The following is a 14,787-nucleotide window of genomic DNA, read 5'->3' as shown; positions in this document are numbered from 1 at the left end:
CGTCGGTGCCCCACCGTCCGCGAAGTCTGCCTGTCCGTGCCGTTGGTGCGCGCGAACGTACGCAGCTGCCCCGGCCTGTGAGCGCCGCGAGGTACGTGTCGGGTCCCAGCCACGGCAGGGCTCACGGGCCGGTCGGCACGGGTTCGGCCGAGCCGGGCGCGGGGCCTGCCGACGACGGCACCGTCGCCGCCGGCGCCGCAGCGACGCCCGTGGCGTACAGCTCATCGGTGCCGACCTCACGGTTCTCACATCGCGCGGCCAGCAGATCCGCCAGCCGGTGCGCGCCGAAGACCGCGCCGGACGGCGGCCGCACGGCGAACTCCGCCTCCAGCGTCCTGCGCCCATCCGGTGCCAGAGAGAAGCCCTGCGTACGCAGCCTTCGGTCCGCCAGCTCCGCCAGCTCAGCCGGCGGGTACGGCACCAGCCGCACGTATTCCGCGAGCGTGGCGGTCAGCGCTTTGCGGCGGCGCAGCACAGGCAGCATCGGCGGCCCGCCACTGAGCACCACCACCGGAGCGCCCGGCGCGGTGAGCGCGCCTGTCAGGGAGTCCAGCACCGTGTCCCGCTCCTCCTGCGGGCGGTGGTCGAACGCCGGGTCGAACTCCGCGAGCAGTACGCCCCCGGCGGCATCCGCCACCGCCGACAGCAACCGGATTGCGGACTGCTCGGGCCAGCGGGCGGGCACCTGCGACAGCGGTACCCGCAGTACGGCGCCGTGCCGCACTATTCCGGCCTCGGCCAGGCCCCGTGCGTACAGCGCGGCGAGTGCGGCACGGCCGGAGCCCGGAAGCCCCTCCAGTGCCACGCTGGCAGCCCTAGGCATCGGCGGGCGGTCCTTGCCTCGGGCCGCCGCCAGCCGCCTCAATCGCGTCAACACGGCGTTCCGGGCGTTCTGCTGACCGGTGAAGTCACCGAGCCGGTGCAGTGCCGATCCGCTATCGTGCCCTCCCGCGCCCACGGTGCCGCTGGCGCCGTCAGCGCGCGGGCCGGGGACGACGGGAACGTCGTCTCCTTGGAGGACGCTCAACTCGTCGTCGTGCCTGGGGGGGCCAGCCGCAAGCCGGGAGGCTTGACGGCTGATCATCTCCTCGAAGATCTGCCGCGCCACTCGGCCGTTGCCGAACGTGTCGCTCTTGGGCACGTCCTCGAAGTAGCGCACCAGCGCTTTGAGTGCGTCGGGCGACAGCTCGTAGTAATGCTTGCCGCACAGGCCCCGAACGATGGTCACCAGCTCGTCGGCGCTGTAGTTGGGGAACTCCACCGTGCGGGTGAAACGGGAGGCCATGCCCGGGTTGGAGGCGAGGAACTGGTCCATCTGCGCGGAGTAGCCGGCCACGATCACCACGATCTCGTCGCGATGGTCCTCCATGAGCTTCATCAGCGTCTCGACGGCCTCCTGGCCGAAGTCCGGTCCGGAGCCCCGCGACTGGTTGGTGAGCGTGTACGCCTCGTCGATGAACAGCACACCACCGACCGCCTTGTTGAAGACCTCGGTGGTCTTGATGGCGGTTCCGCCGATGATCTGGGCGACGAGGTCCGCGCGGGCCACCTCGACGATGTGCCCCTGGCTGAGGATGCCGAGTTCCGCCAGCACCGCGCCGTAAAGCCTAGCCACAGTGGTCTTGCCGGTGCCAGGTGGCCCGGCGAAGACCAGGTGCCTGCTCATCGGCGGCATCGGCAGCCCCATCTCCAGCCGGCGCTGCGCCATCTTGTTGAGGTTGATCAGTCCGTTGACCTCGCGCTTCACGCTCCCCAGGCCGACCAGCGCGTCCAGCTCCGCCAGCGGCCCCACGACATGAGCATGGCCGACCCGTCCGTCCCCTCCCCCGTCTCTGTCCCGGGGCCCGCCTTCCGCCGGCCCGCCGGGCAAGGACGTGCCGCCGGAGGAGCCCGGTGGGCGCGCGGCAGCGGGTGCCGGAGTGTCCCGATCTCCCACCGCCTCCCCGCCGTTGTCGCGGATATCGCAGTCGGTGAGGACCGTCGGCTCGTCGCCGCGCGCGTGCACCCCGTCCCCGGCGTTCTCCCGTACCGTGCAGCCCACGAGTTCGGCTCGGCAGCCCGCGGTGACGTGCACTCCGTGGCCCCGCGCGCCGGAGACGCGGCAGCCGGTCGCGGTGAACCCGCTACCCGAGAGCAGCCTCACCCCATCGCTGTCGGAGTCGGTGAACCCGCTGTCCCATGCGGCCAGATGGGAGTCCGACTGAACCGTCACGAAACCGCTCACCGAGGAGCCCGTCAACTCCGCCCGCGCCTCGTGCGCCAGGGCCAGCCCCGGGCCGTGGGACGAGCGCAGTCGCACCCCGGTGAGAACGGCCTGCGCCGCTCCGGCCAGCTCCAGGCCGGTGAACGCGGTGACTTCGGCGTCCCGCAGTTCCAGATGGCCGCCGTCGCTGACCACCCCGCCCGCGCCGCGCCCACCGTCCACCGTCAGCCGCTCGGCGTGCAGTCGCCCGGTACCGGTCACCCGCACCGCCGCGACACCGGCCTCGCGTACCACCAGGCCGGTGCACTCGGCGTCGGCGTCGGCGTCCACCGCCACACCGACGGGCACCTTCGACAGGGTGCACTCCTGAAGCCGGACCCGTCCGCCGGAGGCGATCTGCACGGCGACCTCGCCCGCGTCCTCCACGGCGCAGTCCCGCAGGACCGCCTCCGTTCCCTTGCCCACGTGCACGGCCTGCTGGCCGGCCCCGATGAACCGGCAGTTCGACAACACAGTCTCGCCGTCGCCGGTCAGATACGCGTCCAGGCTGGTGCTGCCGGATACCCGTACATTGTGAAGGGTGGCCGACGCGTGCTGTTCGACGGCGAGCGAGGGCTTGCCGCACCCGTATATCTGGGTGTCGTCCACAGCCACCGAGCTGTGACCGTTGGCGCAGACACCGTTGCCCTGGGCACGGCTCAGGGTGCAGCCGCTCACCGTGAGGCGCCCGTTCTCGGCCACCACCACGGCTGAGGAGCCGACGCCCACCACCTGGGTGCGTTCCACGACGTTGGAGCGGTTGGAGGTCACCACGATGCCGGCACCGCGCCCGTTGGTCACCTCGCAGTCCCGTAGCGCCACCACACCCTCATGCCAGGACAGCACTGCCGCCCACGCCTCGCCCGTCAGCCGGCAGCTGTCCAACGCGGCCTGCCCCTTGCGGACATCGAGCACTGGTGCTTCCCGATCCGCACCACTCAGCACCAGATGGGCAAGCTGGACTGCCTCGGCATCCAGTACGACGGTGCTGCCCGACTCGGCATGGATCTCGGGCGGGTTCGCGCTGTCCTGCGCTGTCACTGTCACGGGAGCAGTGATGTGGAGGGTTTCGGCGTACAGGCCTGCCGCCACCGTGATCAGCGCCCCCTCCCTGGCGTCGGCGAGCGCGGCCCCGATCGACCGGTATGTGCCCTGCCTGTCCGGCGTGACGTACAGCACCTGCCGTATCACTCGTGTGCTCCCTTGCTCGGTGATGCCGGTGACGTGGAGTGACGGCCGTGCACCGCGTGCGGCGGCAGCAGGCCCGGAGGGGCTTCGGCAGGAGGACCGGCGGTCTCCTCGGTCTCCGAGGAGGCCGCGGTTCGAGCGTCACGCAGCTGTCGGAGGGTCTTGAGGAGCCCCGACCGAGCCAGGCCGTCGAGCGGCGCGGACCTCCCGCCCGGCGCCGAGCCCGGCTCGGCCCCCTCCGCCGCGGACGCCTCCCGCAGCAGTACGAGGGTGGGCTCGTCCGGCTCGGGAGGCAGCACCTTGAAGCGGGTTCCCGGTTCGAACACCACGCGGTGGGCGTGCGCGGGGTCCAGTAGGCGGGTGCGGCGCGCCGTCATCGACCAAATCAGGAAGATCGCGTACCCCTCCGGTACCTGGTAGGGCTCGGTCGAAGCGGTGCAGAACGACCATTCCGTGAGGACCCTCCCCTCCTTGAACCACGCCAGTTCTTCTGCCCGCGCCCGGGCGTGCAGAAGTGCCGGCCCCCGGTACGAGGGCAGTCGCCGCAGACCAGACGTCACACAGCGGGCCAGCGGCACGTGCGGGCCCACGGTGGCGCCGCGCACCGCGGCGTCGACTTGCCGCCGATCGCCGCCGAGGTAGAGCCGTACAGCCACGAAGTCGGTCATCGAGTCGGCGGTCGCCTCGCGGGAGACCGACCGCAGCCCGGGAGACTCCGACAGCACCCGCGAGACGGAGCCGGACAGCGCGCTGAACTGCGCGTTGAAGGTCTTGCGCAGCCAGGCGCGTTCCTTCTCGGCCCCCGCGGCGGTCGGAACCGCGGTGGCGCCCGGCGCCGGGACCGGTTCGACCCGCACACCCGGCGTCGGCTGCCGCGCGGCAGCCGACCCCGGTGCCATGCTCCCCGACGCGCCGCTCCCGCCGGAAGGTGCCGCAGCGGACGGTGCCGACGGCGGCGCAGTTCCGCCGCCGGCGTCCGGTGTGGCAGCAGAGGGCACCCCGGACCGGTCGTCCGACGAAACCAGTCGGATGCCGATGGGCAGTGGGGCAGGCGCGGACGGGGCGCGCGACTGGGGTGCGGAAACCGAATCCGTTCCCGCGGCAGTAGTGGCCGGTGGCGGGGCGGGCGCGGCGACGGGCGGCGCGCCCTCCGTCGTACGGTGCGGCGAAGCGGGGGCTGGCGGGGCAGACGGCGCGGTGGGCTGGATCTGCCGCGGGGGACCGGCGGGGTCGGACGGCGGCGGTGGTGCGAACCGGCCCTCCCGAGATGAGGACTCAGCCGGTTCGCTCCTGCCGTGCGGGACCGTTTGCGCCCTCTCCGGCGGGGGTGCCGCGCGGCTGCCGTCCGGCGCCGAGGGCGCCGGTGCGGACAGGAGCGAGATGCCGGCGGAGCCGAACGGTCCAGGCTGTCCGGCCCGGCTCACGCCCGGCTGACCGTCGCCGGTGTGACCGGCCTCACCCGGCCGGACCCCGCCAGTACCCGGCGATGGGGTCGGTGGACGACCGGCCGGTACGGGGGTGGGCGGCCCGCCTTGCCCAGGGGGCGCGGACGGCGGCTGCCGGACCGGGGGTTCCACGCTGCTGTCCCTGTCCGGCGCCCCTCCGGGGATTTCCTGCCGGCGTGGCACGGGAGCGCCGTTGCCAGCCCCGGCTGCGGCTGGGCGGACCTCCGCCGAGTCGGCCGGAGTGCCAGCTGCGGAGGCCGGCGGGGGATCGTACGGCTGTGGAGTCGGGGCCGCGGCGAACGCGCCCCCTGTCCTGGTGATCGTCGAGCCTGCGACGTCTGCGGACGTCTGCATGTGCGTCGAAACACCGCCGTCCGCCGTGCTGTCGTGTTGTCGCCCTGCCGGCCCCCCTGTGGCGATCGGGCTGCGGATGCCCGGGCAGTCTCTGGTGTCCGGGTCGTCGAGCAGGTCGCGCGCGACGCCAAGGGAGTACGAGCCCTCCCCTCGGGTGCTCGGCTGCGAGGCCCACCATGCGTGCTCCCCCCAACCGAGAGCCGCGCCGGGCGCGTCCGCGGGGGCGACCCGGAAGGCGTCCCGAAGGGCCGGGTCGAGTTGGCGCAGCATGTCCTCGGCGAGGCCGCGAAGCGTCTCGGAGCCCTCGGCAGCGCCGCGGTCGTAGAGGATCACCGCGCGGCCTGGCGCGGCGGTTATCCGGCGAACACGGTCCCCCTCGGTGGGTTCGGCTGGGGGCCGCAGCCACAGCCCGCTCTGCACGATCTCCAGAACGGTGCCGTGCCCGTACGGGAAGACCCGGCCCGCGGGATCGGGAAGATGAGTGACCGGTGAGCGGATACCGAGCAACTCGGGTGGCGGGGCGGCGGCTCCCGTTGCGGGGGAGTACACGATTTCGCCGGCGAACGGCCGCCAGGCGGCGCTGCCGTCGCGACTGGGGACCTCGATGCGCGGCGAGTTGGCGCCCGCGTGCGACGGTGCGGGCAACCCGGTGTAGAAGACGGCCTGCTCGCCGATGCCGTCGGCCAGGCCCTGCCCGAGAGAGTCGACGCCGTTCGGCAGGGTCACCGGCCCGAGCTGCACGAAACGCAGCCGGCGCCGGGCGGAGGGCAGCACGCTGTGCCACACCCGCAGAGCATCGGCCAATTCCACCGGCGGGCCACCGGGACTGCCGACGACCACGGTCAGCACCTCTGTGCTGCTGGCGATCCTGTCGACCAGCCAGTGTCCGCCGCCGTCGGTGTCCGGCGAATGGCTGCGCAACCAGATCCCGCTGGAGGTGGGCTCGACCACGGCGTGGGGCGCGGCGCTCCACGGCCGGTCGGCGACGGCGTACTCCCAGGTGGGCTTGGGGAACCTGCGCGAGTCATAGGCGGCCGCGCGCTGGGGGCGGTACCTCAGCCATCCGACGCCGTTGCCGTGCGGGACGAACAGCCCGCCCTGGGGGATGCTGCGCACCACGCCGTCGGGCACCAGCGCCACGCTGCCCAGCCGGTCGGCGACCGCCTGGCCGAGGACGCGCGCCTGACGCGGCATTCCGCGGCTGAAGACCAGCCGTACTCCGCCCGGTCGGTCGGGCAGCGCCTTCGGCACCGCCTCCCACTCGCGGCGATCGGCACCGGGAGGGAGGTCCACCACCACCACTTGGTGCTGCGGATCGTGTGCGAGACCCCTGGTGAAGGTCATCACCTGCGGGTCCGGTTCGCCCTTGCAGTACACGAGCAGGGCGTGCCCGACAGAGCGCACCCGTGGGCCGGAGCGGGCTCCGGAGACAGCGGTGTTCAGGCGAAACCTCATCGTGCGCGCCTTTGCGTCTCGATGCTCGCGGGCTTCGCGGGCAAGGCGCCCCCACCGACGACGCCGTCGCCGGCCGCCATGGCGCCGGTGTGGACTGCCGGGACCGGTCCGGGAACCGCGTCGCCGCGCATCCGGGTCGTGTCCGCCCCTCCGGCAAGCCGGATGCCCTCCGCCCCATGGCGAAGTGAGGCCTGGGCGGAGGTGCCGTCGCCAGAGGGCGCCGAACTCTCGCCGGAGGTCCCCTGGGAAGGCGTTCCCGTGCCGGAGCCGCCGGACGCGTCACTGCCGGCAGCCGCTGCCGCGGCGTCCAGTACGGGCCCGCGGGTCATCAGCGCCAGAACGTCCGAAGGCATGGGCGTCGCGGTCCCGCTCAGTCGCAGCGATGACGCGGCCTGGGAGTCACCGAGGGGGTAGTACACGCCCTGGTCGTCCACCAGATACTGCTGCGGGCTGTTGTCACCGGCCCGCATCTCGTCCTGATCGAGGACGAGCACCCCGTGTCCGGGCGGTACCACCACCGCCCGGTCGCCGGTGGCGGCGGCGTTGGCTTCCCGTACGATCGTGCTGGTGAGCTGCGTGCCCTGGGGGACTTGTCGCAAGCAGAGGGCGGTGCCCTGAGTGCGGGCTTGCGGGGCGTTCAGCAGGTCCGGCGGCGGGGTGCCGCCCAGACCGGTGCGTGACACCGGAGAGGCCGCGACCGCGGAGGCATCGACGGTCCTGACGGCGGCCGTTCCGGGCCGAGCAGCCATGAGCGCGGCCTGAGTCGCCGATACGGGGGCGACACCGTCCTTGAGCATGACGTAGGTGTGGCCGCCGGCTTCGGCTGGGGTACGGAAGAGCTGACCGACCCGGACCGCCTTTCCCGCCACTTCGCCGGCCGGTGATCCGGAGTGCGGCACCGTGGGTGCGCTCAGCTCCGTTCCGGTCGGCACCCGTGCCAGCCAGTTCTGGGGGGCGGCCAGCTGCTCGCCGTCCAGGCCGAGCGCGATGAGCACCGCCGTGCCAGGTACCGGGTACTTCATGCCCCGCCACAGCACGTAGCGGGTTCCGTCGGGGGCGGCCAGCACCGCCTGTGCACTGGAGGGCAGCGCCGAGACGCGCGACGGTGCCAGGTCCAGGATCTCGCCGCGAACGCCCGGCCGCAGGCACAGCGACCAGCCAGCGGACAGTACCTCGGCACCGGAGGGCAGCGAGTCGGGGGCTCCCGGGATTCCGATCGCCGGGCCGCGCGGGATCGACGCCAACGCCTCCCGCGGCACGGTGCGGACCGTGCCGGACGAGCCGGTGAGCAGCAGCGCTGAAGCGTAGTTGAGCACCGGGCGCAGGGTGCTGTTCACCAGCAGGTAGCGGTTGCCCGTCTCCTTCTCCAGGATGATCGTCCCCGGCTGGCGCCAGGTGTCCTTCTGCACTGGTTTGATGAGCCCGAAGACGCCGAAGCCGGCGCACAGCAGGACGACCAGCAGTATCCCGAAGTAGGTGCCGAGGGTGCCCCGCCGGGTGGGCCCGGTTCCGCGGCCGGTGTCGCCGGTGACCAGGGCGGTTGCCAGCCGGCCGACGGCGAACTGGTAGCCCTGGAGATGGTCGCGTCTGGTCTGCACTTCTTGCTCCCTCAGGCCAGAGCGCGCACATGCGCGTAGATGTGGACCACTTGCAGCAGGAGTGGGACCAGCGCGATCGTGGTGATCCACTCGGCGATGTCGCCGAGATGGCCCCAGATCGGCAGCAGCCGCCTGCCGGGCAGCCGCTCGGCCGCCAGCAGCAGTCCGCAGGCGACGGCCAGCATGGCCACGAGTACCACCAGCCGCGTCCCGGTGCCGTGCGGCGCGACGACGAACATTGCCACCGCGACCGGGCCGGCGGCACCGCCGATCACCGTGGCCACCCTCTGGACCACGCCGGTCAGTTCGCGCGCCCGCAGCAACACCGAGGCGCCGAAGACCAGCGGTACCACCCAGCATGTCCATCCGCCCCGCTGGGTGATCAGCCACCACGTCGGCAGGTAGAAGACTGCGGAGGCAACGGCGAGGCTGTCCAGCAGGACGCTGGCCACTGTGGCCCGGGACCGCAGGACCTCCTCCGGCTGCGGCTCGATGTCCTGCTGCAACTCGTCGGCGTCATAGGGTAGTTGTGGTACACGGAGCCGAGCGAGCCGCAACGCGGCGCGTGGACCGAGGTGGCCGAGGACGAAGAGGGTCCCGGCGGTGAGCGCGGCGGCCTGCCCGGCTGAGCAGCCGCCTGCCTCCAGCCCGCAGGCAGTCGCCCCAGCCGCGGCCGCCAGCAGGATCGAGCCGGGCAGGGCGGCCGGCACCGCGCGCAACGCGAGCAGCGACCCGGCGATCACAGCGGTCCAGGCCGCGGCGAGCAGAAGACCCGGGCGGTCCGGTGAGAAGCCGCCGCCTCCGACCGCCGGGACCGCCAGTCCGGCCAGCGCGCCGAAGGCGAGCGCGCCGCCGCCCGCGGTCAGGACCACCGACCGATGGACGGCCAGACGGGCTGCCGCCACACAGCCGCTGGCCAGCAGTAGGGCGTCTGCGCCCGCCGCGGTGGCCACGACCGCGCTGGGGCCAGCCATCAGCAGGCCGGCGCCCAGCGTCACCAGCGCCAGTCCCGAGCCGACCAGGGCGAGCACGCGGGTCGCCGTGGGGCTCCACCGTCCGCCCCGCGCGCTGACGACGTGCGCGACACCGTCGGCGATGTCGTCGAAGTGGAGTGAGGGCAGAGCTTCTTCGGCGGTCCGCATGTAGAGCACGTCGCCGTGGCGCAGGCCCAGCGTCTGCGGTGTGCCTTCTGCGTCGAGGGGCTGGTCGCCGAGTCTCTGGAGTACCCAGGTGCGGCCGTCACCGTCCGGCATACCGGCGTGCCGGAGCAGCACAGGCAGCAACGCGGCGACCGGAAGGGTGACCGGCACCGCCAGGTCGGCGCGGCCGGTAGGGCCCTCCACGGTGATGCGGCAGACGTCGGCGGGGGGTGCCGCCGAGGGGGGAGCGGAGGTCGTCATGGTGCTCCAGCGGATGAAGGGGCTCTTGGCCCGGGGACCGGCCTCGGCGCTGCCGGAGGGGAGGAGAGCGGATGCGGGGGAGGGGGCCGGACGACTGGGCGCGGCGGGTCAGCGGGGTTGGACCAGTCCGGTGTGGACCAGTCCCACCGAGCGGCGGGTGACGAGTTGGGCGCGCCCAGGGGGCAGGGTGCGCGGTTTGGCCTCGCCGAGGAACTTGCCCTCCTCACGCGGGTACGAGAACAGCAGCGCGGGATTGCCCAGTTCCCACAGCCGGCGCAGCACCGGGTCCATCATCGCCCGGCCGGCGCCCGAGGCACTGCGAGCGACGATGAGATGCAGGCCGATGTGCAGGCTCTGAGCGAGCAGCGGGACCAGGCGCGCCATCGGGGAGGGCGCACCCGGCATTCCGCCGAACAGGTCGTAGTCATCGATGACCACGAAGAGTTGCGGGCCGTGCCACCAGTCGCGTCTGGCGAGCTGCTCCGGGCTGATGTCGGGCCCGGGCAGGCGCTTTCCCACCGAAACCGCTGCGGACTCGGCCAGTCCGCCGAGGCCGTCACTGTCGACCACGTAGCCCACCCGGTACTCCGCCGGGATCTCGCGGAGGAGCCCGCGGCCGGGGTCGGCGGCCAGAATACGGGCCTCCTCCGGCGTGTACCGGGCGCAGACGCCGCGGATGAGCAGGCGGAGAACGTTGGACTTACCGGTCTCGCCGTCGCCGAGCACCGTCAGATGAGGATGGGCCCCGAAGTCGTGCCAGGTCGGCGCGAGTCGCTGCTCGTCAAGACCCAGGCACACGCGCAGCTCTCTGCCGTCGGTGGGGGGTGGTGGCAACTGCTGGGCCGGGAGCCGGGCGGGCAGCAGCCGCACCTTCGGGGCACGCGGGCCCTCCCAGAAGGTGTCTATCTCGGAGACGGCCGACTTGGTGGCGGCGGTCAGGTCGTCGGTGCCTGACAGGCCGTCCAGCCGGGGAAGCGCGGACAGGAAGTGGTGACCGGAGGAGACCAGGCCGCGGCCCGGCTGGTGCGGCACGGTCGCCGCGGTGCGGGAGCTGACCTCGGACTCCATGAAGTCTCCGAGCCGCAGCTCCAGCTTGGTGCCGAGCAGGTCGCGCAGCCGGGGCCGGATCTCCGACCAGCGCATGGCGGAGGCCACCACGTGCACGCCGAAGGACAGGCCCCGCGCGGCGAGTTCGATGACGGTCTGCTCCAGGTCCTCGTACTCGGAGCGGAACGTCGCCCAACCGTCCACCACGAGGAAGACATCGCCGTAGGGATCGTCGATCCGCCCGGCGGCTCGCTCGGCGCGATAGGCCGCCATCGACTCCAGGCCGTGCTCGGCGAAGTTAAGTTCCCGGCGCTCCAGCAACTGGCTCAGCTCGGCGACGGTGCGCTGAACCCGGTCGCGATCCAAGCGGCCCGCGATCGAGCCGATGTGCGGCAGGCCGACCGTGGACACCAGGCCGCCGCCGAAGTCCAGACAGTAGAACTGCACCTCCGCGGGTGTGCAGGTCAGCGCAAGCGACAGCATCAGGGTGCGCAGCGCCGTGGACTTGCCGGTCTGCGGGGCCCCGACCAGGCCGAGGTGTCCGTCGGGGCCCGACAGGTCGGCCAATAGCAGTTCACGGGCCTGCTCGTAGGGACGGTCCACCATGCCCAGAGGCACCCGGGACAGCGGCACGCCGCGGTGGCCGGATGCGGACATGCCGCGTGCCGGGTCCGGCACGATGCCCGGCAGGAGTTCGTCCAGGCTGGAGGACTCGGTCAGCGGTGGCAGCCACACCTGGCGGGCCGGCGGGCCGCCGGCCGCCTCCAGCCGCCGCGTCAGCAGTTCGAGAAGGCTCTCTCGGTCGTCGACCGCGTCGGTCGTCTCACGCTCGGGCGCGCCAAGGGGCTCGGGCCCTGCGGCCGGCTGGGGAGCGGCGCCGAGTCGACCCAGGCCGAACAGCGCGATCTCGCTGACAGGGCCGTTCTCCACTATGGCCTCGCCCGGTGCGGGCGGTGCCGGCGCCGGACCGGAGACATAGGCCGCTTTGAAGCGGACGAGGTTCGTGGTGTCGACTTTGAGGTAGCCGTTGCCCGGCGCGGACGGCAGCTCGTACGCTGAGGTGACGCCGATGACGCTGCGCGACTCCATCGCCGAGAAGGTGCGCAGCGCCACACGGTAGGAGAGGTGACCCTCCACCTTGTGGATGCGCCCCTCGTCCAGTCGCTGTGAGGCGAGCAGTAGGTGTACCCCGAGGCTTCGCCCCAGTCGACCGATGGAGACGAACAGCTCGACGAACTCCGGCTTCGACGCGAGGAGTTCGGAGAACTCATCGACGATGATCAGTAGGGAGGGCAGCGGCGCGATACCGCTGGCGCCCGAGAGGCGTGCCTTCTCGTAGTCGTACTGCGACGAGTAGCCGGCCGCGCGCAGCAGTTCTTGGCGGCGGACCATCTCGCCGTTGATGGAGTCGCGCATGCGGTCCACCAGGTGGATCTCGTCGGCGAGGTTGGTGATGACCGCCGAGGTGTGCGGCAGGCGGTCCATGTTGAGAAAGGTGGCACCTCCCTTGAAGTCCACCAGTACCAGGTTGAGCACCTCGGAGGAATGGGTGGCTGCCAGTCCGGTGACCAGGGTGCGCAGCAACTCGCTCTTGCCGGAACCCGTGGCGCCGATGAGCAGGCCGTGCGGGCCCATCCCGCCCTGCGCGGATTCCTTGAGGTCGAGCTCCACCACCTCGCCGTCCTCGGTGACCCCCAACGGCACCTTCAGCCGTGCGGACTGCACCTGCCGCGGGCGCCAGGTGGCGAGCACATCGAAACTGTGCGGGTCACGCAGCCCGAGGAGCGTGGTGAGTTCGAAGTCGGAGTCGAGAGAGCGGTCCACCAGGTCGATGGCTCCACTGGTACGCAGCGGGGCGAGCGAGCGGGCCAGCACTTCGGCACCGCTACGGCTGAGTGTGTCGGCCCTCACCGTGGCGGTGCCATTACCGGCCGGGTATTCGGCTTGACCTTCACGGACCGTCAACCGCAGTACCCGCTCACCGCCGGGCATCGCACCGGTGGCATCAAGCAGCACCACGTTGCGCAGACCGTTCCCCAGCAGGCGGGAATCCTCCGGAAGCTGGATGTCCTGGGCCAAGACCACCACGAACGGCTCAGCACTGCTCGGTGAGACGTCCGGGTCGTGGTCCGGACGGTCGCGGACTTCGGTGCCGAGGAGGTCCATCAGTTCGTCGTGGTCGCCGGAGGCCAGCCGCAGCGGTCCGGCCGCGTCGGACTCCGAGGGATGCCCGTTGTGGGGCAGCCACTTCAGCCAGTCCCATTCCTCAGCTGCCAGCTCTCCGCCCAGGAGAGCTATGCGAAGGTCGTCCGGGGAGTGCAGTACGGCCATCTGCCCGACCATGGCGCGCATCAGTGCGAGCGACGAGATACCGGACCCGGCGTACTCCACGCTGGTGAAGCGGCGCAGCGACACCGGCACCGGCAGGTGCGGCACCTGCTGGTGGGCGCGGGTGAAGCGGCGCAGCGACACCGCTGACAGCGGTTCCAGATCCTCTACCGGTCGGGTTTGCGGCGGCAGGAACTCCAAAGCTGCTCGCCGGTTGCCGGTGCCGATCCTGACGCGGGCGAAGTCGTCGTGACCCGGCCGCCGCTCCCACAGCCGGCTGCTTGAGGCCAAGGCCCACAACTGCTCGGGCGGCGGATTGTCCCACAGCAGTGCCGCGCGCTGCTGTTCCGCCGCTGTCCTGGCCTGGGCGCGCTTCTGTGCCAGATAGCGCAGGTAGTCACGCCGTTCGGCACGCATCCGGCGGCGGCGCTCGCCGCCGGTGCGGCCGAGTTGGGTGAGGGCCATACTCGCCATCGACGTGCCCATGAGGCCGGACATCATGTACGTCGGCGGCCCGGAGCGACCCTGCGAGAACATCAGCATCATCGCGCCAGTGCTCAGCCCCATCGGGATGTACATCAGCGCGGAGCTGAGGTCGGCCTGCGCCGACTCGCCCAAGGACGGCGGTTCGGCCAACTCGACCTGGCCCTCGGGCATCGGTAGTCCCTCGCCACGCGGAGCCCGTCGAACCACGGTGGTACTCAACGACGTCTCCCCTTCCGCTCGCCGGGCTCGCCAGACTGCCGAGTACCTCCGAGAACCCGCCCGATGGCGGGAGCCGCACGCGGGAACCGGCCGCATCCGACGACTCCGGTCATATCAGGCCGCACCGGATCGCGTACGCGACCGCGTGCACACGGTTGCGCAACTGATACCGCTTGATCACTCCGTACAGCACGTTCTTGATGGTGCGTTCGGAATAGCCGAGTTTGACCCCGATATCCTGGAGCTCGTCTCCCTCTGAGACCAGTCGCAAGACGTCCACTTCCCGAAGGGTCAGCCCGCCTGGGGTCAGGCCGCGAGGGGCGAGCACCTCCTGGTGGGTCTGTCGCACCTTGTCGAGCAACTGGCCCTGGAGCTCGGTGGGCAGGTCACCGTGACCGGCCTGCGCCTGCTTCAGCGTCTCGCCGAACCGTTCCCAGGTGAAGTCCTGCCGGAACAGCACAGCGCGCACGCCCGCGGCCAACGCCGCGTACAGGTCGGCCGACCAGTGGCCGTCTACGATGAGCAGCAGTTGGGGATGGCTGGACAACTGCTCGCACAACGCGCCGAGGGACTCGGTGTCCGGGTCCTGCAGCGCGGCTACAGCGATGTCGGCGGGGGCGCCCCAGCGGGTCAGCGCCAGTTGCGGGTACCGCCTGACGTAACTCACCAGCGCCAGGTGGGTGATCGGGTCGTCGGCATGGACAGCCAGACGGATGCTGCCCGGATTTCCGGTTTCGGGGGCGTTGTTGGGCGCGACACGGTCCGACCGGAGCACGGGAGCGGCGAACCGGTCGCCACTGCTGCGGCCCTCGTGTTCACCGGCGGAACGTTCTCGCTGTGTCGGATCGGAGGGGCGCTCGTGTCCCGCCTCGGCGGGCGCGGGCAGATAAGCGGACCTGGGGGCGGTGCCGCTGGTAGAGACCGGGGGGCGGTGGCGCGTGGCGGACGGGCCTCCGAGCCGTGTGGGGCGGGGCGGGTATGTGACGGTGGGCGCAGCGGGGGTGGCACCACCCGGATTGACGGCG

General features: G+C 71.9%; 6 protein-coding genes. All 6 read right to left on the bottom strand.

Annotated features, from left to right (window positions below; genetic code table 11):
• Positions 1–121: 121 nt before the first annotated feature.
• The 6 genes from RVR_RS08645 to RVR_RS08620 all read right to left on the bottom strand — a co-directional run bounded on the left by RVR_RS08645 (position 122) and on the right by RVR_RS08620 (position 14,537).
• On the bottom strand, positions 122–3,433 hold the full coding sequence (locus RVR_RS08645) for a right-handed parallel beta-helix repeat-containing protein (protein WP_202233288.1): 3,312 nt from the start codon (positions 3,431–3,433) through the stop codon (positions 122–124).
• The gene (locus tag RVR_RS08640; RefSeq protein ID WP_202233287.1) at positions 3,430–6,684 is read right to left on the bottom strand and encodes a hypothetical protein; all 3,255 of its coding nucleotides are present in this window, start codon (positions 6,682–6,684) and stop codon (positions 3,430–3,432) included. Before RVR_RS08640 ends, RVR_RS08645 begins: the two co-directional genes overlap by 4 nt.
• The gene (gene eccB / locus RVR_RS08635; RefSeq protein ID WP_202233286.1) at positions 6,681–8,282 is read right to left on the bottom strand and encodes a type VII secretion protein EccB; all 1,602 of its coding nucleotides are present in this window, start codon (positions 8,280–8,282) and stop codon (positions 6,681–6,683) included. The genes RVR_RS08640 and eccB overlap by 4 nt, the downstream gene beginning before the upstream one ends.
• Before the next feature lie 11 nt (positions 8,283–8,293).
• A complete protein-coding gene (gene eccD / locus RVR_RS08630) occupies positions 8,294–9,682 on the bottom strand; it encodes a type VII secretion integral membrane protein EccD (RefSeq protein WP_202233285.1) in 1,389 nt (462 codons plus the stop codon).
• A gap of 108 nt (positions 9,683–9,790) precedes the next feature.
• Positions 9,791–13,714, bottom strand: coding sequence for a type VII secretion protein EccCa (gene eccCa, locus RVR_RS08625; RefSeq protein WP_202233284.1), 3,924 nt, complete (start codon positions 13,712–13,714; stop codon positions 9,791–9,793).
• A gap of 157 nt (positions 13,715–13,871) precedes the next feature.
• On the bottom strand, positions 13,872–14,537 hold the full coding sequence (locus RVR_RS08620; RefSeq protein ID WP_237404642.1) for a response regulator transcription factor: 666 nt from the start codon (positions 14,535–14,537) through the stop codon (positions 13,872–13,874).
• Positions 14,538–14,787: the final 250 nt, after the last annotated feature.

Origin of the sequence: Streptomyces sp. SN-593 (genome assembly GCF_016756395.1) — a bacterium.
Taxonomy (GTDB): Bacteria; Actinomycetota; Actinomycetes; order Streptomycetales; family Streptomycetaceae; genus Actinacidiphila; species Actinacidiphila reveromycinica.
Note: the sequence above shows the minus strand (reverse complement) of the source record. Positions and strands in the feature narration are given on the sequence as shown.